This is a genomic window from Flavobacterium sp. P1_E4 (assembly GCF_056405915.1).
The window spans coordinates 1-22,560 of sequence record NZ_JBFUBE010000021.1; the positions used below are offsets into that span (position 1 = coordinate 1).

A 22,560-nucleotide genomic window follows, 5' to 3' on the forward strand; every position below is an offset into this window, starting at 1 on the left:
CCACAAAAGCATCTATAAAACGCTATAAAACGAACTTGATTATCGGGACTTATAGCGTCTTCTAAACTAGAAAAACGCATCTGATGACGGGAAATTCCTGTGATATGCTGCATTCTTAAAAATACGAAAATTCCTGTTTTGACACAACTTTTTTGTTATATTTGGTGATATACAAACGGAGGTTTTTTCACAGACTGACGTTATGCGTCAGGCTAAAACAGACGTAAAAAAGACAAATGAAATTATTTATAAAAATACTTTTACTGACAATATTTGACTTCATCATTATTTGGTTTTGGGTAAAACAAATTGACCCTAGTCCAAGTATGGCAATTGGTATAATGATAGTAATTCCAACAGTAATTATTATTAACCTCGCCATAGCTTTAGTATTTTACTTTACTAAAAAAGAATACTCGAAACTTTTTTTAATAAACTCTTTAATTTCGGCAATTGTGATGAATTTTTTATTTACAAAAGGGATAGACCGAAATGTAAATAAAAATCTTGAAATGTGGGATTTTAATGTAAAGGACACAATTTTTACGATAACACATTGGAAACTACACAACACTTTTGATATTACAGAAAGTACTAATTCGGGTTCATCTACTAGCTTTTTGGACGGAAAAACTATTAAAAAAGATAGTGCCTTTTATTTGAAAACAGACTCAACACAATATAAAATCAAAAACGGATACTTATTTGGATTTAGAAATACTTCAGACAGTATTAAATTGACAAAAATTGAAAGATAACTAAGTACTAAGCAAAAAAAAGCCCGAACGCATAACAGCCACAACGGATTTGGGCAATTGGCTTAATGGAAAGTTAGTTTTGTATTTATGATGATTTACTTCGTCTATTCGTCCCGCAAAAAAAGCGGGACTCGGGTGGCAAATCCGAAGAATAGGCTTAATTTAGTCCCAAACCTGCTGGTAGTACCAGAACGCTATTCTGGATTGCTACGTTAACGATAAACAACTTCCTATAATTCTGACTTTTATAAGTTGTCATTCTAACAAAAAACATTAGAATTTAAAACTGAATTCGTATATTGCTCTGCTAAAATCAACTATGCCAAGCATATACATTTTAAAATATCTGCTTTCAAACGTTTTTCAATTCATTTTAATAGAAATCATCTAGATTATGAAAAAATCATTAATACTCTTCATTGTATTCTTAGCTTTTACAGCGTGCTCAAAACATCAAGGACAAAAAAATGTTGCTATCACTGGAATTGATTCCACATTGCGCCCTGGTGATAATTTTTTTAAATATGTAAATGGTAAATGGTACGATTCTGTACCAATACCTTCTTCTCAAGCTGGAGTTGGTGTCTATATGTTTATGAATTACCCACAACGAATACGCCTACAAGGAATATTGGACAGTATTTCACAAAGCAAGAATCCAGAAGGAAGTGTAGCACAAAAGGTAGGAGACTTTTATGCATCAGGTATGGATACTGTAACCATTGACAAACGCGGTTTTACACCTATCAAGCCCCTACTTGCCAAAATTGAAGCAATCAGCGATTTACCGTCCTTAATGAATTTTATAGTTAATGAAGTAAAAGTGGACAATTCTTCTATTATAGCTTTTGGAGTGTCACCCGATGATAAAAATAGCAGTATGAACATTGCTCACGCCTATCAAACAGGTATTGGTTTGCCTGACAGGGACTATTATTTCAAATCAGATTCATCAACTGTTGCCATACAGGAATCCTACAAAAAATACCTTGTTACATTATTTCAACAAACAGGTAGCAATGCCAACGAAGCTAAAAAGAACGCTAATCTGGTTTACGATATTGACAAACAGCTCGCCGTTTCGCATAAAACAAAAGTTGAACTTCGAGATGTACAAGCAAATTATAATAAATTAGCTGTGACAGATCTTGTAAAAAGACAACCCAACATAGGCTGGACTGTTTTTTTAAATAATTTAGGTATCAAAACCGATTCAATTAATGTATGCCAACCTGCCTATTATGATGCCCTTAATAAGCTCTTAAAAACCATACCCATCAATAACTGGAAAATTTATTTGAAAGCAAATTCTATAGAAAGATATGCAGATGATTTAGGTAAACCTTTTGTAGATGCCTCATTTGAGTATACCAAAGTGCTTTCTGGTCAAGCTGTTCAAAAATCACGTGGCGAAAAAATGGCTAATGTCATTGACAATTACCTAGGCGAAGCCTTGGGGGAATTGTATGTAAAGAAATATTTTTCAGAAGATGCCAAAAAACGCATGTTGATCCTCGTGAATAATCTACAAAAAGCATATGCCATAAGAATTGACAAATTGGAATGGATGAGTCAAAGCACAAAACAAAAAGCTAAAGAAAAACTGTTCGCCATTACTAAAAAAATTGGATATCCAGATAAATGGAAAGACTATAGCAATGTACATATAGCTAGGCAAACCTATTTTGAGAATGTTCTTTCGGCCGCTACAGCTGCATATCAATTTCAATTAGCAAAATTGGGCAAACCAGTCGATAAATCAGAATGGTTTACAACACCTCCAACAGTTACCGCATATAATAACCCTACTGCAAATGAAATTGTTTTTCCTGCAGGTATTTTACAACCCCCGTATTTTGATAATAATGCAGATGATGCACTTAACTATGGAGGTATTGGAATGGTTATAGGCCACGAAATAACCCATACTTTTGATGATCAAGGTGCTCAATATGACAAGGATGGCAACTTAAAAAACTGGTGGACAAAAGATGATTATACAAAGTTTAAGTCAAGAATACAACAGGTTATCGATTTGTACAGTACATATACCGTTTTAGGCGATTTACACATTAATGGCGCAATGACAGTTGGCGAAAATACGGCAGATATAGCTGGAATAGCAGTTGCCTATGATGCTTTTAAAATGACTCAACAAGGAAAAGGGAACACAAAAATTGACGGTTTTACTCCAGACCAACGCTTCTTTCTTTCTTTGGCCAAAATATGGAGAGTAAAAATGAAAGACGAGTACCTACGTTTGTGGATTAACAATAATCCACATTCTCCACCAAATTGGCGTGTTAATGGTCCTTTGATGAATACTACTCCTTTTTACGAAGCATTTAATGTACAACCTGGGGATAAAATGTTTTTGCCGAAGAAAGATAGAATAACAATTTGGTAGTACTAAGACAAAACCAATGGACTTTCGCGAAGGCTGATATTGGCATTATGCAATTGCAAACCAAATGCAACTCTTGAAAACTTGATGAATTATGCCCAAATTTAAAAATTAGTCAAATGAAAAATTTCAACAATAAAGTAGATGATTACATTGCAAAGTCAGCCGAATTTGCAAAACCAATTCTCAATTACTTAAGAGAACTTGTTCACGATACTTGTCCCGATATAGAAGAAGATATTAAATGGGGAACTCCTCATTATTCATACAAAGGTGATCATCTGTGTATGATGGGGGCTTTTAAAAATCATTGTTCTTTTAGTTTATACAAAGCCGAACTAATGAAGGACAAAACTATTCAAGACAGTGTAATGGCTGGCAAAAAATTTGGCTATATGGATAAGCTGAAAGACATATCTGAATTGCCCACAAAAAAAGTTTTAGTTGCTTATATAAAAGAAGCAATGGAGCTTAATGCAAACGGAACGGCAAAACCAAAACCAGTAAAAGAAAAACCAGCAGAAGAAGTTGTTGCACCGGAGGCATTTATTAATGCATTGACGAAAAATAAAAAAGCAGGTTCTGTCTTTGAAAGTAAATCGGCATCGTTCCAGAAAGAATACATCAAATGGATTGCAGAAGCCAAAACGGACGAGACAAGAGACAAAAGAATAGAGCAAGCTCTTGATTGGATAGCAGACGGGAAGGGCAGATTTTGGCAGTATGCAAAAAAGTAAGTAACTGACAAAAAATGCCTCCAAGTAACACGGCCGAAGATTGCAAAATGGGTTGGACATAAAATTAGAGAACGAACAACTATCTGAGCTGTCTAAGAAATAATTTGTCTTTATTCATCACTCAAGAAAAATAGAAAACTATTAATAAAATGAAAAGAATTCAAGATTATTTTACAATTTATAAGCAATCGGCATGGGAGAAGGATACCGAAAGTATGATTGGATTGTATGATGACAACGTTGTCATTCTTGATATGTGGGAAAAAGGACATCAAACAGGCTTGACAGAATGGTCTCTTGCAATAAAAGATTGGTTAGGTTCCTTAGGAGAAGAAAAAGTCAATGTTATATTTGAAATGATAGAAATTCACGAAGGTGATACTGTTGGGTTTGGAAGTGCTATAATTACATTCCAAGCAATTTCAATAAGTAATATTATTATAAGAAGTATGAAAAATAGAATTACCCTGGGATTTATCAAAAATAATGATACATGGAAAGTAGTTCATCAACACACTTCAGCTCCTATCAATTCCGATCTCGAAGCTATTCTTAATTTTTAGATAAAATGGAAAAGGGCCCTACTACGAACAAAATGTATATGCCATTGCTGGGCGCAGTTTAAATTCTCAATTCAATTTTCAAAATGACATTTTGTTTTGCGAGACAGTTTAGCATTTCAATTATTAAGAGATATGCGATTGTTTAAACACGACTAGCCATTGTTTTAGGAAGAGTCACCATTGTTTCGATACAAAATGCCATTGTTTGAACACGAACTGCCATTGCGACAGTCTAGATTGTACTTTTTTTTAAATAATGAGGTAACGGGTTCAAATAATACCATTTGTTTCATAAGTAAAAGATGTTCCGATAAAAACATATCAATTTTAGTCTCAACTACTCTCTTTGGCAACGAACACCTATCTATATAACAAAAAAAATGCAGCTTTTACAACATGGGTAACTAAAACCGGAGCTTCGTTACAAAACAAATAATAGACTAAAAACCAATATATTAAAGCAAAATTTTAGAAATATTTTGTAAATTCATACCTTTAAAAAATTATGAATTATGCGAATAAATTACTTTCTACTTTTTTGTTCAATTTTAATTTGCTGTTCATGTACAAAAAATAAAACAGTAAATAAAATTAAGTCCGTGTCTAGTAACTTTAGTTGCACCACACCCGAAGTTACAGACAAAAATTGGTATTCGTCAGGAAAAAAGGCTCCCATATTTACAGGTCTAGACGGTCTTCATTTTCCTATATCCACAAAAAAAACAGAAGTTCAAAAATATTTCGATCAGGGACTGATGCTTTCCTTTGGGTTTAATCATGCTGAAGCTGCCCGCTCCTTTTTTGAAATTACCCGACAAGAACCTAAATGCGCAATGGGTTGGTGGGGTTTTGCATATGTTCTTGGGCCAAATTACAATGCAGGAATGGAAAAAGATAATTTTCTAAGAGCTTACAATGCTTTAAAAAAGGCAAAATTATATTCGCTCTCTTCCTCAGAAAAAGAAAAAGATTTGATTAATGCCTTAACTTATCGCTATTCCAACGACACCACTATTGTGCGTTCCGTACTCGATTCATCTTATGCTGTCGCCATGCGTAAAGTGTATAAAAAATATCCAAAGGATGTAACTGTTGGTTCACTGTTCGCCGAATCATTAATGAATCTGCATCCCTGGAATTTATGGAATAAAGACGGAACAACTCAGCCTTGGACACCTGAAATAATAGCAGTTCTCAAAAATTGCATACAATTGGAGCCAAAACATCCCGGCGCAAACCATTTTTACATACATGCCGAAGAAATGTCCCAACATCCCGAAAATGCAGAAGCCAGTGCAGACTTACTCCGTAATTTGGTTCCTGGTTCTGGGCATTTATTGCATATGCCATCACATATTTACATAAGAACCGGGCGTTATCACGACGGTGTTACAACCAATCTAAAAGCAGTCGAAACTGACAGTTCCTATGTGGATGCTTGCCATGCCCAAGGGGCGTATCCCCTAGCCTATTACCCTCATAATTATCACTTCATTGCTGCTTGTGCCACCCTTAGTGGAGAAAGTAAAGTTGCCCTAAAAGGTGCAATAGCAACTGCAGACCACGCCCATAAAAAATTACTTCTCGATCCAGCGTGGTCCACTTTACAGCATTATTATTCAATTCCTTGGTATGTGGAGGTAAAGCTTGGTCTATGGACAGCTATTATCAATAGTCCTGCTCCCAAAAAAGAGTTGGAATATCCATTGGTGGTTTGGCACTATGCCCAAGGAATGGCTATGCTTTCTAAAAACCAACCCAACGAAGCAAAAAAACATCTTGCCATAATGAGAGAAATAATGACCGATCCCAAAATAAAAGATTTGACAATTTGGGGCATCAACAAGGTATTTGACTTATGTGAAATAGCCTCGAAAACTTTGGAAGGAGAAATTAACGCCAAAGAAAAAAATTATGCCAAGGCCATTCCACTTTTGAAAGAAGCTGTCGCAAAAGAAGATTTACTGAACTATAATGAACCGCCGGATTGGTTTTTCTCAGTTCGCCATCATTTAGGCGCTGTTTTGATTGATGCAGGAAAATATAATGATGCCGTAAAAATATATGAAGAAGACTTAAAAACCTTCCGTAATAACGGCTGGGCCTTGAAAGGACTAATGAATGCCTACGAAAAGCTTGGTGATAAAAAAAGATATGAAGAAGCAAAAACTCGCTTTAATGAAGCTTGGAAATATACTGATTTTGAAATTAATTCTTCAAGGATATTATAAAACCTAAATTAACTTGAGTTCAATTAATAATTAGAAGCACCACATTTGATGTATTCAAGACCATTAGTCCCGCTATCCACTTCAATCTTATAAGCCGAACCCCGGCTTATAAGGATTTTTGTTTCTATCGGGGCTAAAAGGAGAAATTTAGTATTTTATCCATCATCCAAAAAAGGAAAGACTGCCATAATCGAACACAGATTAAATTAATCATATCTACTTAAAAACCAACTAATTTTCAACAAACAGCAATGCATTTTTGTTATATTTTCCTCTATATTCCAATGGAGACATCCCTGTAATTTTTCTAAAAACTTCACGAAATGCTTTTACATCAGAATAGCCTACTTCATACATTACTTCATTAACAGTTTTGCGATTTGTTTCAAAAGCTTTTTTGGCAAATTCAATTTTTACCCGTTGAGAATATTCAATGGGTGTATTCCCTGTGGCTTTGATAAATCTTCGGTCAAAATTCCTCCTTCCTATATTGAAAGTTGAGGATAAATTGTCAATTATTATTTTTTCATTCAAATTTTTCTCAATATACTCTTGTGCTTTTAGTATTTCTACATCATCATGCTTTTTTTGACCTGAGAAAATAGAAAATTCTGACTGCGTACTTCTGTCTATTTCTATCTGAAAAACTTTGGAACAATAAATGGCCGTTTGTCTGTCATAATATTTTTCAACCAAATAAAGCATTAAATTCAGAAACGAATAAGCGCCACCATTAGTGTAAATTCCTTTTTCATCAGTGATCAGTTTATCTGTCCGCAAATTTACTTTTGGAAACATTTTTCTAAAGTTTTCCGCAACCGACCAATGGGTAGAGCAATTTTTTCCATCTAATAATCCAGATGCCGCAAGCATAAAGGCTCCCGTGCAAATTGTAGCTATTTCCGCTCCATTTTTATATTGGTCAACTAACCATTTTACTAGTAAATCATTTCCTTCCAACGCAAGATTATAGTTGTGATTCAAAGATGGTATAATGATAAGATCGGTTTGGGATATAGCCGAAATTGAAGTATGGGGTTTTACCGTGAATAATCCATCGTTGAAATCTACCGTTTCAGAAATCCCAGCTAACTGAATGACAAACAACTGATTATTACCCAAATCTTTCCAATAATTATTAGCTTTGTTAAAAATTTCAAATGCACCCGAAATGCTGCTTAGATTGTTGTTCCCGTTTGGAACTACTATTGTTAAATGTTTCATTATTTTTTTTTCATATAAAGATATAAATATTACTTGTCCAAATCAACCCATCATAAAGTCTATTTAGCACCTTATAAAAGCTAATATTAGACATTAAATTTGAAGTACAAAACTTTAAATAGTTACTTTACAGCAAATTAAATAATAATCAATATGGCAAAGATGACTGTGATTTACAAAACACCAAAGGATAAAGATTTTTTTGAAAGACATTATTTTGAGGTTCACGTTCCATTAGCAAAACAATTACCTGGTCTAATAAAATATGAAATAAATACTGGGGCTGTTGTTTCTACAACAGGACATTCAGAACCTTATCGAATAGCCAACTTATATTTTAACTCATTTGAAGAAATGATGAACGCTTTTCGTTCTGATATAGGACAAAAATGTGCTGCCGACAGAAAAATTTTAGCAGACAATGAAGACGTTCAGATTTATTTGTATGATACCAAAAATACCTAATAACAACAAACATAAAATCAAAAAAAAATGGCAACAACAGAAACATTTCTAAAAATGACATTCGACAGATGGAATGGATCCATTACAAATTGGGATAAAATTCTCAATAGCTTAACTGATGAAACCCTGCAAAAGGAAATTGCTCCCGGCAAAAACAGAGGTATCTATCTATTGGGACATCTCATTGCTGTACACGATGAAATGCTGATCCTATTGGATATGGGCGAAAAACAATACCCTGAATTGTATGAACCCTTTATTAAATCTCCCGATAAAGCAACAGCCCAACTCCCGTCTATAGTAGAATTAAGAAGCTTTTGGACTAAACAATGTGAGGTATTAAAAGAAAAATTTGACAGCTTGAAACCAGAGGAATGGTTTGAAAAACATACTGCTGTTTCTGCCGAAGATTTTGCCAAAGAACCACATCGCAATAAGTTAAATATCATTATTACCCGAACTTCTCATTTGCAATACCATTCAGGACAATTAGTCTTACTCAAATAATTTCCAAAAAAAAACAACAATGGCGACAACAGATTTTACAACTACAATATTAGTTGACAATACTCCAAAAGAAGTATTCAATGCCATCAACAATGTTCGAGCTTGGTGGCAAGGAGAAATTGAAGGCAGCACCGAAAAATTGAACGATGAGTTTATCTATCGAATGGAAGAAATTCATTACTCAAAACAGCAAATAGTAGCGTTTATTCCAAATGAAAAAATAGTTTGGCTTGTAACCGACAGTAAATTAAATCCACTTAAATTCAAAGATGAAAGCGAATGGACAGGTACAAAAATCATTTTTGAAATATCTGAAATAAATAATAAAACTCAAGTCCGTTTTACTCACGTTGGTTTGATTCCCACATTTGAATGTTACGGAGACTGCTCGTGGGCTTGGGGACAGCTTATTGAAGAAAGCTTGTTTAGCCTAATTACAACTGGTAAAGGTATAAACGTTTTTGGATAGAAAATAAAGCATATGCCAACGAAAATCAACTTAAATTAAAGTTATAGTTAGTTAAATTTGGTCTGTTCATTTATTCAGTTTTATTACCTTAGCGTGATAATTAAATGTTCCCCAACCAACTTTTGGGCAACACTTTTTCACTGCAAATAGTAAATAGAAAAAAATGACAAAAATTGCTTTAATAACTGGCGCAACTTCAGGAATAGGAAAGGCTACCGCAATCAAATTAGCCGAAAATGGATATAATTTAATAGTGTGCGGAAGACGTGCAGAGAAACTGGAAGAATTAAAAAATTCAGTATCAAAGACAGTAAAAATTCACAGTTTGATATTTGATGTTCGCGATAGAAAAGAAGTTGAACTTCAAATTAATTCGTTACCGAATGAATGGAAAAATATTGACGTTTTGGTAAACAGTGCAGGAAATGCACACGGACTCTCCACTATCCAAAATGGAGATATTGATGATTGGGATGCAATGATTGATGGAAACGTAAAAGGATTATTATATGTATCAAGAGCCATAATTCCGCAAATGGTGGAAAGAAAAAAAGGACATATCCTAAACTTGAGTTCTATTGCCGGAAAACAAACCTATGCAAACGGTGCCGTTTATTGCGCTTCAAAAAAAGCTGTGGAAGCCATAAGTGAAGGGATGAGACTTGACTTAACCGAACACGGAATCAAAATAACCAATATCGCTCCAGGTGCCGTTGCAACAGAATTTTCGGAAGTTAGATTTAAAGGGGATAAAGAAAAAGCTCAAAAAGTGTATGAAGGCTACGATCCATTATTAGCGGAAGATATAGCCGATTTTATATCTTATGCAGTCAACGCTCCAAATCGAGTAACTATTGCAGATGTAACAATATATTCTAAAGCACAATCTGCACCGACAACCATTTATAAAAAATAAAAAAAATGACAAACAAAAAAACTGTTCTCGTTATAGGTATAGATCCGTCGATAATTGATTTTACTACACCCGAATTTGCAGCAATGCCAGGTCTTACAGCTGAAAAGGTTGAGATGGGAATTAAAAATTCAGTCGCTCAACTTAACGAAATTGGATATGATGCACATTTATGCTGGACTGATTTTGGAGAGACGGCAATCGATGTTATTAAAAATCAATTAGAAGAAAAACATTTTGATTGTGTACTTATTGGTGCGGGAATCAGAAAACCAGAATCCAATTTTATATTTTTTGAAAAAGCAATCAATGCAATTATTGAATTTTCGCCCAAATCAAGAATTTGTTTTAATACGAATCCAATGGATACAGTTGCTGCGGTTCAACGATGGGTAAAGGCTTAAATTAAAACTTCTCCAAATTTTGAAACGCTTATAAAATTCAAAAAAAAATCAGAAGCCATTAAAATAGCCTCGCTTAATTATTTTTAAGCGAGGTTGTTTTTTTATAACTTAAAACTAATGAACACATTATTATAAAAATAAATTTGCATACAATAAGTACACTTACTATATTTACACTTATTAATTTAAACAAAAAATAGTAATGTGGACAAAATCATATTCAATCGTATCAAATGAAGTTAGCAAAGAGCAAATGTGGAAACTTTTCTCTGATGTGAATAATTGGCATACTTGGGACAGCGGAATTGAATTTGCAAAATTAGAAGGCAAATTTGAAAAAGGGAATCATTTTATGTTTCAACCAAAAGGTGGCCCAAAACTAAAAATTGGAATAATTGAAGCTATTGAAAATCAAAATTTCACTGACTTCACTAAATTTCCATTAGCAAAAATGTTTGGTGAACACACGTTTGAAGACACTCCAAATGGACTAAAAATTACAACAACTATGAAAGTGGAAGGGATTTTGAGTTTTCTTTGGATAAAATTGGTAGCACAAAAAATCGTGGACACCTTACCTACTGATATGGAAGTGCAAATAAAAACGGCTTCAAAACTATGAGCAACGTTAGATATTGGATAGCCACAATCTCAAAAGAACACACAAGTCGAGGTGTTGCTGGTGGTTTTATGCAAGTGTGTCACGGCAAAGAGGCTCCTTTAAAACGAATGAAAAAAGGAGATTACTTGCTTATTTATTCTTCGAAAATCACAATGGAAGGAAACGAGAAATGCCAAGCGTTTACTGCAATTGGAAGAATAAAGGATGATGAAGTGTATGAATTTCAAATGACTGAAACCTTCAAACCATTTAGACGAAACATTGAATTTTCAGAATGTGTGGAAACCTCAATTATTCCATTAATTAATGATCTTGAATTTATTCCAAACAAAAAATCTTGGGGATATCCATTTCGCTTTGGTTTCTTTGAAATTAACGAAAATGATTTTAACTTTATAACTTCCAGAATGCTTCAAAATCAAGCAACTTCTCAGATTCCTTTAAACCAATAAATACAAATGAGTAAATCCACAGACAATACTTTTAGTGTAGAAAAACCAGAGGAAAGTTCAGGCTTTTTATTATGGCAAGTTACCAACCTTTGGCAAAGACAAATAAAAAAAGCATTGGAACCTTACGGACTGACACATTCACAATTTGTATTATTGGCTAGTATTCATTGGCTATCACTCCATCAGCAGGAAGTAACACAAATAGTGCTTTCCAACCACACCAAAATTGACCCAATGACAACCTCAACAGTTTTGAGAACTTTACAACAAAAAGGTTTTATTCAAAGACAGGAACATCAAACTGATACTAGAGCAAAAACCGTTGGACTAACCGAAGAAGGGAAAGAAATTATCAAAAAAGCAGTGATAACAATCGAAAAATTTGATACCGATTTTTTCTCCATACTCGGTACTAAAACAACCGAATTGAACCAAAATTTAATAGCGTTACTTGGTCAACAATAGAAAAAAGTACAGAATAATAATGAGTCAATTTAGATAAGATGAGAAAACAATTTGGTGCAAAAGCAAAAAAATCTGACATTGAAAAATATTCAAAATCAAAGTATTGGAATGGAAAAATCTTCGAAAATTTAGAAGTGACCAAAATGAATATAAGCATTCAAACCTTACCGAAGTTATTATACAAACAATTTTGTAAAAAAGAAGCTAGAGAACCTCAGAAACCCTTATCTATTATTCCATTCGATAAAAAACTTTTTATTCAACCACATCAATCTATGCGAAGCATTTGGTACGGCCATTCGGCAATACTGATGCGATTAGATAATAAAACAATCCTAATCGACCCTATGTTGGGTTCAAATGCGGCACCTATTGCTCCTTTTGCAGTTCAAAGATTTAGTCAAAATACATTAGACCTCATAGATGAATTTCCAGAAATAGATTTAGTCTTAATTTCCCACGATCATTATGATCATTTGGATTATGACAGTATTCAAAAGCTAAAAAGCAAAACCAAACAATTTTATGTGGCATTAGGAGTTAAAAGACATTTGGTCTCTTGGGGAATTCCAGAAGATACAATCACCGAATTCGATTGGTGGGACGAAAATCCATTTGGAGGAATCCAAATCACCTTCACTCCTACCCGACATTTTTCTGGCAGAGGATTGGCAGACAGAGCAAAATCACTTTGGGGTGGCTGGGCATTAAAAACTGCTAATGAAAACATTTGGTTCAGTGGTGATAGCGGTTATGGTGAACATTTTAAAGAAATAGGCACGCGCTTAGGTCCATTTGATTTTGGTTTTATGGAATGTGGCCAATACAATGAAAACTGGCACCAAATTCATATGTATCCTGAGGAAAGTATACAAGCCTCAATAGACGCTAATGTAAAAAATATGATGCCGGTGCATTGGGCAGGTTTTGCCTTGGCTCAACACACTTGGACAGAACCTGTAGAACGTTTTACTCAAGACGCAATTAACAAAAATCGCAACTATTGTTTACCAAAAATTGGCGAATTATTTGGGCCTGATCATTCAGCAAAAGACACTTGGTGGGTAAGCAAAATCTAAACAAAAAGGCAAATACTAAATAAGCTATACAAAACATCATACGAATGAAAACATCTTTGCTATCCATTATTCTAATTGTCTTCTTCAACTCAGCTCACGCTCAAGTCAATCCTGAAATTACCAAAATAGGAGTTCCTATAGAAATGCTCTTTCCGGAAGGAAAATCCAAAGCATTAATTTTGAGCTACGATGATGGACGCTCTGAAGACAGAAGATTGGTCAAACTAATGAACAAATATGGATTAATAGGGACATTTCATCTCAATTCAAATAAACTGGGACTTACTAATTACCTCAACAAAGCTGAGATAAAAGAGCTTTTTACTGGTCACGAGGTTTCGGTTCATTCGGCGAATCACCCAAATTTAACTGCCTTATCCAAAATTGATATCGTTTATGAAATTGCTGAGGACAGAAAAGAATTAGAACGATTAGTCAATTATCCTGTTAGAGGAATGGCTTATCCCTTTGGTAATTATAATGACTTTTTAATTGAAACCATCAAAGGATTAGGGATTGAATATGCCAGAACGGTTTATGATTCTTATAACTTTGACATCCCCAAAGATTTCCTTCAATGGCGACCAACTATGCACCAATTTGGAAAAGCATACTCAGAACCCAATAACCCAGAAAATGACAGAAGAGAATTGGAACATTTTTATCAAACCATCAATGAATTTCTTCAAACCAAAAATTTAGCGTTAATGGATGTTTGGGGACACAGTTATGAAATTGGGAGCGATGAAAATAAGTGGAATGAAACGGAGAAATTCTTCAAAATGATTTCCAATAATCCCAGCATTTATTATGCAAAACAAATTGATGTTGTCGACTACATCAATGCTTTTAACAATTTGAAAATTTCTGTAAACAAAAGCATAGTAATGAATCCAAGTTCATTGACTATCTTTTTTAAGAAAGATGGAAAAACCTATTCCGTTTTACCCGGAAAAACAATCGTTTTATCAAACGAATAAAACAAAAAATATAGTTATAAAAGATAAGCCCCGAATCATAACAAATTCGGGGCTTTTCTTATTTTATAATTAATCTACACTTATTTCAATTGAGAACTATCGACTCTTGTTGGAGTATCTTTTCCACTAATAATTGACGATGAACTTATTGCAATAGCCTTAATAATCTCGGTCATATTAGCGATGTCCAATGTTTCAATTTCATCATCGGCAGTGTGATAATTCGGCTCGCTATCCATTTTTGAAGTTGAAATCGTATGTGCTGGAACTCCTAATTTAGCCAAAGTTGCATTGTCTGAACGGTAAAATAATTGCTCCTGCGGATACGGATCAGGATAAAATTTAAAAGCAGTACCTGTCAAATTCTTTTGCAAAATTTCTCCCATATTCGATTTTTCAAACCCGGTAATATAAGCAGAATTCTTTCCCCATTTAGACTCGGTTCCAATCATCTCCAAATTGAACATAGCAATAACCTTATCAGCATTTAGTTGTTTTGAGAAATATTTAGCACCAAAACCTCCCAATTCTTCAGCCACAAATGTGGTAAAGATGATAGTTCGTTCGTTGTTGTTCTGCTTTTTAAAATAATTGGCTAGCATAATAACTGCCGTACTCCCTGCAGCATCATCATTCGCTCCATTATAAATAGAATCCGTTGCAGGATGCGGCATTCCTTCTTCTGGAGAACCTACACCAAGATGATCGTAATGACCCGAAAAAATAACATATTCGTCTGGTTTGCTTTTCCCCGGCAATACTCCAACCACATTATTTAGCATTTTTTTGGAGATAGTATTGCTAAGCTCAATTGAAAAAGTAGTCGCCTCTGGAACTCCAAAAACAAATAAAACAGTATTGTTTTCTGGATTAGCCTTAATTCTGTCAATATGTTGAATATTAGGCAACACCTTGTCAAAAGAAGCATCAACAAGTACCAAATAACTTTTGGTTCCATTATAATACTCATTAAATTTTTGACCTAGATTATCACCTTTGTTGATTTTTACAACGGCTATATCGCTTTTCTCCGTTAAAGAAACTTGGGGTTGGTATGAAAATGTAACGACTTTAGAATTATCGATTTCTTTTCCATCAATGATTATTTTGGATGCAGTTGCTTTAGACTCCGTCATAGCAAACTCTTGTCTAAAATTGGCTGCTCCCATAAAAGTTTGCAATCCTGCTTTTTTAAATTCAGATTCAATAAAAGCCGATGCTTTATCAATACCAGGAGTAAAAGTTCTTCTCCCCTGCATATCGTCTGCGGCAAGGACTTTTTCAATTCGTGTTACTTCGCTGGAAGTAATAATTTTATCAATAGATTGTCCATGCACACTACTGCATAACGTTAAAACAAATACACTTACAATAATTTTTTTCATATTTTATTTTACATATAATTAGGTTAGCACACCAAAAGTATACTATTTATTTGTAAAAAAGAGGAATATTTTAGGAGTTTTCGCCTAAATTCGATTCTGATTTTGAAGCAGAAAGATTTGGCATTTTTGGAGGTTTTGTTCCCGCTATTCGTTTCAATCTCTCTCGTTGAAAAAACGAGAGAGGATTTTCACTACACACGAGCGAAGCGAACTGGCTAAGCAATCGGGGCTAAGGGTTAGCATTCTACCTTTTTACCAACATTTAAAAAATAAAACGGCAATTATGCTCCGACAAAAGGAGGCAATAAAGCCACAATATCATTATTTTTTAGAATTTGATTGTTGACTTTGTCAATTATCTTTTGATTTACGGCCACACTAAAAGGAAATTGACCAAGCTCATATTTTTTTTCCAATTCGGTTAATAATTTACTTAACGGTAAATCCGAAAAATCTATTTTTTCACCACGGCATCTGGTACGTTCTACCAAAGCACCAAAATACTTTATCACAATCATTCGAAAACATTTAAATTTTGTAAAATAAATTCTTCTTCCAAAAATGCATCCGAAAGCATTTCTGCTTTCATATACGAAGTTAACGCCGAAGCATTTTTAACCACTTCGCCAATTATGATAATCGCTGGTGAAGCAATTTCGTTCTTTTTAACTAAGCCTTCAATATTACTGATTGTTCCTATAACTTTCTTTTGGGACTTTTGGGTACCGTTTTGGATAATTGCAATTGGTAAATCATCGGTTCTATTATTTTGGTACAAAGCAACAATCTCATTCAGTTTATTCATTCCCATCAAAATAACCACAGTCGCAGAAGATTGTGAAGCTAAGTTAACATCCTTCGACAATTTATGATCCGAAGTTGTTCCGGTAATTACCCAAAAACTCTCAGCAATCTTTCTTTGTGTCAAACTAATTCCGTTGGAAGCTGGCACACCCAATGCAGATGATATTCCTGGAACAATTGCAGTTTCAATTCCAAATTGCAATGCAAAATCAATTTCTTCGCTTCCTCTTCCAAAAACAAAAGGATCTCCTCCTTTTAAACGAACAACGTGACCATACTTTTTGGCCATTAACACAATCAAATCGTTAATTTGATCTTGGCTGTATGCATGACAACCAAAACGTTTTCCAACAAATATAATTTCAGCATGTTTGGCATACTGCAATAACTCTTCATTGACCAAGGCATCATACAAAACAACATCAGCTTCTTCTAATGCTTTTATCGCTTTAAGGGTAATCAATTCAACATCACCTGGTCCAGCTCCTACTATTGTTAACTTTGGCTTATTTATTTGTATCATGATCTCAAGGTATAAATGGTACTATTTTCGAAATAACTAAGTATTAATACTTATACAAATATAAGTATTTAAAATATTGACAAAAATAAATTTGCTTATTATTTTCTAAAAAAGAACCATTTTTGACTATTAGACAAAAAAAAGCCCAAAACTTGAGATTTTGGGCAAATTCTTAATCTTAAACTAATTATTCAATAGGCAAAACAAGAGTAGCTGTTATCGCTTCCAAAACCTGAAAAGCGGTTTCGGCCATTTTATTTCCTTTGGTATCCAATAGCGGATTTACCTCAACAACCTCAATACAAACTACTTTCTTGGACTGAATAATTTGATTGATAATGTCGATAATCTCATATTGATCAAATCCTCTTGGAACGGGAGTTCCAGTTCCAAACGAAATCAAATCACAATCCATGGAGTCTACGTCAAATGAAATATATAAAACGTCACAGTGTGCTAATTTAGACAAAGCTTCATCTACACAAATTTCTAATCCTCTATAGCGAACCTCATCTACTTTATAGTTTCGAATATGCAGTTTTTCGATTTGCTTATCTTCTGCTTCTTCGGTATCCCGAACACCAAAATAGACTAAATTTTCAGCCAAAACTTTCGGTCCATCAATACCAATATTTTTCATTTCGTCCCAATGTTCTTGGGTATCCTTAGCAACATTATTGACTTGACAGTCTAAATTATCGTCACCAAGTACGGCCGCCAATGGCATTCCATGAATATTCCCGGAAGGTGTTGTGTAAGGAGAATGCAAATCAGCATGTGCATCAATCCATATGACACCAACTGTTTGCTCGGGATAAGCAGCTTTTATGCCGCTAATGGTTCCCAAAGCCGAAGAATGATCTCCAGATAAAACTAATGGAAAATAATTATTGGTTAAGCTCTTTTTTACAGCATTATTAACACGTGTACATTGTTCAACAACATGTTCAATTCTTTTGGCAACAGAACTGCGGTATTTATCATATATGGATTCGTTATGTGTTTTTACATCTTCAAATTCATATTCATTAAAATAATCACTGTTCTTGTTTATCGCCGCAATTTCTATTGCATCAATCCCCATATCAGATCCACGGGTTCCTGCCCCAATATCCGATCGGTTTTTGATAATCTTAATAACCTTATTCATTCCTATAGATTATTTAAAATCATTTAAAGCTTTTTCAATAATGACAAGACATTCTTGAATTTGAGCTTCAGTAATTACCAATGGTGGAGCGAAACGTATTTTGTTACCATGAGTTGGTTTTGCCAATAATCCGTAATCTCTAAAACGAAGACAGATGTCCCAAGCCAAATCTGAATCCTCTCCACTGTTGATTACAATGGCATTCAACAAACCTTTTCCTCTTACCAAAGAGATTAATGGATTACGTTCTGCAATTTCGTTAAGGCCTTTTCTCAAAATGATTCCTAATTTTTCTGCATTTTCAGATAAATTTTCTTCACGAACAACCTCAAGAGCGGCAATGGCAACTGCAGCAGCAATAGGATTTCCACCAAAAGTAGATCCGTGTTGTCCTGGTTTGATAACATTCATGATTTCATTATTGGCCAAAACTGCTGATACTGGATAAACTCCTCCCGAAATTGCTTTCCCCAAGATCAAGATATCTGGTTGCACATTTTCATGATGTACCGCCAATAATCTACCAGTTCTGGCAATACCAGTTTGAACTTCATCAGCAATAAACAATACATTGTGTGCTTCGCAAAGTGCTTTGGCTTTCGCTAAATAACCTTCACTAGGAACATAGACTCCAGCTTCTCCCTGAATAGGCTCCACCAAAAATCCAGCTATATTTTTTGATGATTTCAAAGCGTTTTCCAATGCTTCAGTGTCATCATAAGGTATCTTTATAAATCCTTCAGTGAAAGGACCGAAGCTTTTTCGAGCTCCTTCATCATTTGAAAACGAAATAATAGTTGTAGTTCTTCCGTGAAAATTATTCTCACATACAATAATTTGTGCTTGATTTTCAGAAATTCCCTTTACTTCATAAGCCCATTTTCTACACAATTTCAAAGCCGTTTCTACGGCTTCTGCACCTGTGTTCATTGGTAACACTTTATCGAAACCAAAATAATTGGTTATATACTCCTCATAAACTCCTAATTGGTCATTATAAAATGCACGTGAAGTCAATGTCAATCTTTGTGCTTGTTCCATCATTGCTCCAACAATTTTTGGATGACAATGTCCTTGGTTCACTGCTGAATAAGCCGATAAGAAGTCAAAATATTTTTTCCCATCAACATCCCATACATAAACCCCTTCGCCTTTCTCTAAAACAACCGGCAGTGGGTGGTAATTATGGGCTCCATATTTATTTTCTTTTTCAATTAAAACTTCTGATTTGGAAGAAAGTTCTTGCGTTGTATGTGTCATGATTAGTTGGTTTTTAGAATTAAGAAAACAAAAGTAATTAAAATTTTTATTTTCAAGCAAAAAAAACTTATTTTTGACTTAAATCTAACATTTTGAATTAAAAATTATTTTTTTTAAACAAAAAATAAGTCATATTTTTAATTTAACATTTAAGTGGATTTTCATCAAAAAATATAAATAAAAAAATAATTACTTTTATAACCCTAAAAAAAGTGATTTTAACTTTAAAAAAACATAAAAATGGATATATTAGATGAATTTGACATCAATATTATAAAAGAATTAGAAAAAGATGGACGGATGGCCTTCTCGGCAATTGCGACCAATTTAAAAATATCAAATACGATGGTTCACCAACGTATCAATCGTTTATTAGAAAATGGAATCATAACTGGAATCAAGCCTACTCTAGACGAAAAAAAAATAGGCTATGATTGGGGTGCTTTCACTGGAATCACATTAAAAAAAGACCATGATTCCTCAAGAGTTATTGAAGAATTAAAAAAAATACCTGAAATCACAGAGTGTTATTTTATAACTGGTTCCTATACTCTTTATATAAAGATGATTGCCAAAGATCATGAACATATGAGAAAACTACTTTATGAACAAATTGACAACATACCAGGAATTGCAAAAACCGATTCATTAATTGAATTGGGCTGTGCTTTTAAACGAAATATAAGCTTGTAAATAAGCTAAAATATTAAAGTCATATAAGTTAATTATTTTTAAAAAAAAACAAAGTCAAAAGTTCATTTAAGATTAACTACATAACTTTAAAATGAATATTTAACTTATTTGCACTTTTTATCAACTTGACAGGCTTTTAAAAAAAACTTATATGACTCATATGGTTAAAATAAATACTGTCTGTCTTAGAATTTAGTGTTCATTTTCAAGTTTTAAACTTAAAAATATGCAAAAATGTAAATACATAATTTCTCTGTTATGGTTGATAATATTTAGTTTCAACAACAATGCTACAGCCCAAAAGCTAGATAGCAAAGAAATTAATCGGCTTCAAAAATTAGCCCAACAAATCACCATCATTAGAGATAACTGGGGAATTGCACATGTTTATGGAAAAACGGATGCCGATGCCGTTTTTGGAATGCTGTATGCACAATGCGAAGACGACTTCAAGAGAGTCGAATACAATTATATAGACAAACTGGGACGACTGGCAGAAATAAAAGGAAAAGCTGCTTTGTACAATGATTTGGAAATTCGCTTGTTGATAGATGAGGATGAAGCCAAAGCCGATTACAAAAATGCAGCTCCTTGGCTCAAAAAATTATTGAATGGCTACGCAGACGGCATCAACTTTTATTTGCACAACCACCCCGAAGTTAAACCGTTAATAATTACCCATTTTGAACCTTGGTTTCCTTTGTTATGGACTGATGGCAGTATTGGTGCGATAAACACCGCTGGCTTATCTGATGCCGAGCTGAAATCATTTTATGGAAGTGACGACAAAGTCACCTACACAGAAAAAGTAAAAGATATGCAAACGGGTTCGAATGGGTTTGCAATAGCTCCTTCAAAAACAGCCAATGGGAATGCCATTTTATATATTAATCCACACACCACTTTTTACTTTAGACCCGAAATACAAATAAACAGCGAAGAAGGATTGAATGCCTATGGAGCGGTAACTTGGGGGCAATTTTTCATTTATCAGGGATTTAATGAAAACTGCGGCTGGATGCACACTTCTTCCAATGTAGATGTGGCCGACATGTACGCTGAAAAAATAGTTACCAAAGACAAAAAACTATTTTACGAATACGACCATAAATTATTCCCTGTTATCGAAAAAAACATTACAATCAGCTATTTAGAAAACGGCAAATTAATTCCAAAAACATTCAAAACTTATTTTACGAATAACGGCCCTGTTATGGCTAAAAGGGAAGACAAATGGATTAGTCTAAAATCCAATAACCGTTCAATGAAAAGTTTGGAACAAAGTTGGTTGCGAATAAAATCCAAAAGCTTTGATGATTATAAAAAAGTGATGGAATTGAAAGCCAACACTTCCAACAACACAGTATATGCCGATAACAAAGGAAATATTGCCTATTGGCATGGCAATTTCATTCCTATTCGGGATAAAAACTTAAACTGGGCCAAAGTTATTGACGGAACTACTTCGGCAACACAATGGCAAGGTTTGCACAATCCGTCCGAAACGGTACATCTCTTCAATCCAAAAAATGGTTGGTTACAAAACTGTAATTCCACTCCTTACAGTGTTGCGGGGATCAACAGTCCAAAAAAAGAAAATTATTTGACCTACATGGCTCCTGATGGTGAAAATTTTAGAGCAATAAATGCTGTTCGTCTATTAAGCAAAGGCACTGATTACACATTAGACAAAGTAATAGCTGATGGGTATGACACAAAACTTTCGCTTTTTGAGGTATTAATCCCTGCCTTGGTTTCTAGTTTTGAAAAAAATATACAACCCGAAAATCCTCTTTATAATGAATTAATAGAACCCATTACGGTATTAAAAAAATGGGATTACTATGCCAATGAAAGTTCTGTTGCCACAACTTTGGCAAACGAATGGGGATATAAATTGAATCCTATTATTCAAAAGTCATATGTCGATCAAGACGAAATGGATCAAGTTGAAAATACAATCCAATTTGCTAAAACTGCAACTGCAGAACAACTTATTCCTCAATTGCAAAGCGTAATATCCGAGCTAAAAACAAAATTCGGTACTTGGCAAATCCCATGGGGAGAACTCAACAGATTTCAGCGCTTCTCTGGCGATATTAATCTGACCTATAATGATACATTCGAAAGTTTACCAATAGGAAATACAACTGCTCTTTGGGGCTGCTTACCAGCTTATAAAAGTAGCTACCAAATTGGAACTAAAAAAAGATATGGCTATAGTGGAAACAGTTTTGTTTGTGCTGTTGAATTTGGTGCAAAAATAAAAGCCAAATCTCTTTTGGCAGGTGGAAATAGTAGTGATCTAAAATCAAAACACTTTATGGATCAAGCGGTAATGTATCAAAAAGGCCAATTCAAAGACGTCTTGTTCTACAGAGAAGACATTGAAAAAAATGCCGAGCGTACTTACCATCCCGGAGAATAATTCATAAAATAATTTCATTTTTAAAATTCGAACAAAACCTTGAA

23 protein-coding genes are annotated in these 22,560 nt (G+C 34.1%); 17 read left to right on the top strand and 6 right to left on the bottom strand.

Annotated elements, in window-relative coordinates:
• Positions 1 to 236 precede the first annotated feature (236 nt).
• The 5 genes from AC1DY0_RS16070 (at position 237) to AC1DY0_RS16090 (ending at position 6,693) form a co-directional block, all read left to right on the top strand.
• Entirely contained in the window at positions 237 to 758 is a 522-nt protein-coding gene (locus AC1DY0_RS16070) for a hypothetical protein (protein ID WP_477189600.1), read from the top strand.
• A 394-nt stretch (positions 759 to 1,152) separates the two neighbouring features.
• Entirely contained in the window at positions 1,153 to 3,165 is a 2,013-nt protein-coding gene (locus tag AC1DY0_RS16075; RefSeq protein WP_477189601.1) for a M13 family metallopeptidase, read from the top strand.
• 116 nt (positions 3,166 to 3,281) lie between these two features.
• A complete protein-coding gene (locus AC1DY0_RS16080; protein ID WP_477189602.1) occupies positions 3,282 to 3,899 on the top strand; it encodes a YdeI/OmpD-associated family protein in 618 nt (205 codons plus the stop codon).
• A gap of 149 nt (positions 3,900 to 4,048) precedes the next feature.
• A complete protein-coding gene (locus AC1DY0_RS16085; protein ID WP_477189603.1) occupies positions 4,049 to 4,462 on the top strand; it encodes a nuclear transport factor 2 family protein in 414 nt (137 codons plus the stop codon).
• Positions 4,463 to 5,061: 599 nt separating this feature from the next.
• The gene (locus tag AC1DY0_RS16090) at positions 5,062 to 6,693 is read left to right on the top strand and encodes a tetratricopeptide repeat protein (RefSeq protein ID WP_477189604.1); all 1,632 of its coding nucleotides are present in this window, start codon (positions 5,062 to 5,064) and stop codon (positions 6,691 to 6,693) included.
• A gap of 231 nt (positions 6,694 to 6,924) precedes the next feature.
• Here the strand turns inward: AC1DY0_RS16090 and AC1DY0_RS16095 are convergent, their stop codons facing one another.
• On the bottom strand, positions 6,925 to 7,917 hold the full coding sequence (locus AC1DY0_RS16095; protein ID WP_477189605.1) for a GlxA family transcriptional regulator: 993 nt from the start codon (positions 7,915 to 7,917) through the stop codon (positions 6,925 to 6,927).
• Positions 7,918 to 8,070: 153 nt separating this feature from the next.
• Here AC1DY0_RS16095 and AC1DY0_RS16100 point away from each other — a divergent pair, with 153 nt between their 5' ends.
• From AC1DY0_RS16100 to AC1DY0_RS16145, 10 genes are all read left to right on the top strand, one after another.
• The gene (locus AC1DY0_RS16100; protein WP_477189606.1) at positions 8,071 to 8,382 is read left to right on the top strand and encodes an EthD family reductase; all 312 of its coding nucleotides are present in this window, start codon (positions 8,071 to 8,073) and stop codon (positions 8,380 to 8,382) included.
• Between the two features lie 27 nt (positions 8,383 to 8,409).
• Positions 8,410 to 8,889: a DinB family protein gene (locus AC1DY0_RS16105; protein WP_477189607.1), complete on the top strand. Its 480-nt coding sequence runs from the start codon at positions 8,410 to 8,412 to the stop codon at positions 8,887 to 8,889.
• 19 nt (positions 8,890 to 8,908) lie between these two features.
• Positions 8,909 to 9,358, top strand: coding sequence for an SRPBCC family protein (locus tag AC1DY0_RS16110; RefSeq protein ID WP_477189608.1), 450 nt, complete (start codon positions 8,909 to 8,911; stop codon positions 9,356 to 9,358).
• A gap of 163 nt (positions 9,359 to 9,521) precedes the next feature.
• Positions 9,522 to 10,274 carry an SDR family NAD(P)-dependent oxidoreductase gene (locus tag AC1DY0_RS16115; protein WP_477189609.1) on the top strand — a complete coding sequence of 251 codons (753 nt, stop codon included), beginning with the start codon at positions 9,522 to 9,524 and terminating at the stop codon, positions 10,272 to 10,274.
• A 5-nt stretch (positions 10,275 to 10,279) separates the two neighbouring features.
• On the top strand, positions 10,280 to 10,675 hold the full coding sequence (locus AC1DY0_RS16120; protein ID WP_477189610.1) for a hypothetical protein: 396 nt from the start codon (positions 10,280 to 10,282) through the stop codon (positions 10,673 to 10,675).
• A gap of 202 nt (positions 10,676 to 10,877) precedes the next feature.
• Entirely contained in the window at positions 10,878 to 11,297 is a 420-nt protein-coding gene (locus AC1DY0_RS16125) for an SRPBCC family protein (protein WP_477189611.1), read from the top strand.
• Positions 11,294 to 11,749, top strand: coding sequence for an EVE domain-containing protein (locus tag AC1DY0_RS16130; RefSeq protein ID WP_477189612.1), 456 nt, complete (start codon positions 11,294 to 11,296; stop codon positions 11,747 to 11,749). Before AC1DY0_RS16125 ends, AC1DY0_RS16130 begins: the two co-directional genes overlap by 4 nt.
• A 6-nt stretch (positions 11,750 to 11,755) precedes the next feature.
• Positions 11,756 to 12,214 (top strand): MarR family winged helix-turn-helix transcriptional regulator, encoded by a 459-nt coding sequence (locus AC1DY0_RS16135; RefSeq protein ID WP_477189613.1) that lies wholly within the window; start codon positions 11,756 to 11,758, stop codon positions 12,212 to 12,214.
• Between the two features lie 38 nt (positions 12,215 to 12,252).
• Positions 12,253 to 13,293 carry an MBL fold metallo-hydrolase gene (locus tag AC1DY0_RS16140; protein WP_477189614.1) on the top strand — a complete coding sequence of 347 codons (1,041 nt, stop codon included), beginning with the start codon at positions 12,253 to 12,255 and terminating at the stop codon, positions 13,291 to 13,293.
• A gap of 44 nt (positions 13,294 to 13,337) precedes the next feature.
• A complete protein-coding gene (locus tag AC1DY0_RS16145) occupies positions 13,338 to 14,273 on the top strand; it encodes a polysaccharide deacetylase family protein (protein ID WP_477189615.1) in 936 nt (311 codons plus the stop codon).
• An 80-nt stretch (positions 14,274 to 14,353) separates the two neighbouring features.
• Here AC1DY0_RS16145 and AC1DY0_RS16150 read toward each other — a convergent pair whose 3' ends face one another.
• The 5 genes from AC1DY0_RS16150 to rocD form a co-directional block, all read right to left on the bottom strand.
• Positions 14,354 to 15,658 (bottom strand): M28 family metallopeptidase, encoded by a 1,305-nt coding sequence (locus AC1DY0_RS16150; RefSeq protein WP_477189616.1) that lies wholly within the window; start codon positions 15,656 to 15,658, stop codon positions 14,354 to 14,356.
• A gap of 281 nt (positions 15,659 to 15,939) precedes the next feature.
• Positions 15,940 to 16,176 (bottom strand): MoaD/ThiS family protein, encoded by a 237-nt coding sequence (locus AC1DY0_RS16155; protein WP_477189617.1) that lies wholly within the window; start codon positions 16,174 to 16,176, stop codon positions 15,940 to 15,942.
• Entirely contained in the window at positions 16,173 to 16,985 is an 813-nt protein-coding gene (gene cobA / locus AC1DY0_RS16160) for a uroporphyrinogen-III C-methyltransferase (RefSeq protein ID WP_477189618.1), read from the bottom strand. The genes AC1DY0_RS16155 and cobA overlap by 4 nt, the downstream gene beginning before the upstream one ends.
• A 187-nt stretch (positions 16,986 to 17,172) precedes the next feature.
• Positions 17,173 to 18,135, bottom strand: coding sequence for an arginase (rocF, locus tag AC1DY0_RS16165; protein ID WP_477189619.1), 963 nt, complete (start codon positions 18,133 to 18,135; stop codon positions 17,173 to 17,175).
• Between the two features lie 9 nt (positions 18,136 to 18,144).
• A complete protein-coding gene (gene rocD, locus AC1DY0_RS16170) occupies positions 18,145 to 19,395 on the bottom strand; it encodes an ornithine--oxo-acid transaminase (RefSeq protein WP_477189620.1) in 1,251 nt (416 codons plus the stop codon).
• 240 nt (positions 19,396 to 19,635) lie between these two features.
• Here rocD and AC1DY0_RS16175 point away from each other — a divergent pair, with 240 nt between their 5' ends.
• Positions 19,636 to 20,088 (top strand): Lrp/AsnC family transcriptional regulator, encoded by a 453-nt coding sequence (locus AC1DY0_RS16175; RefSeq protein WP_477189621.1) that lies wholly within the window; start codon positions 19,636 to 19,638, stop codon positions 20,086 to 20,088.
• A 226-nt stretch (positions 20,089 to 20,314) separates the two neighbouring features.
• Positions 20,315 to 22,516, top strand: coding sequence for a penicillin acylase family protein (locus AC1DY0_RS16180; RefSeq protein ID WP_477189622.1), 2,202 nt, complete (start codon positions 20,315 to 20,317; stop codon positions 22,514 to 22,516).
• The last annotated feature ends 44 nt before the right edge of the window (positions 22,517 to 22,560 follow it).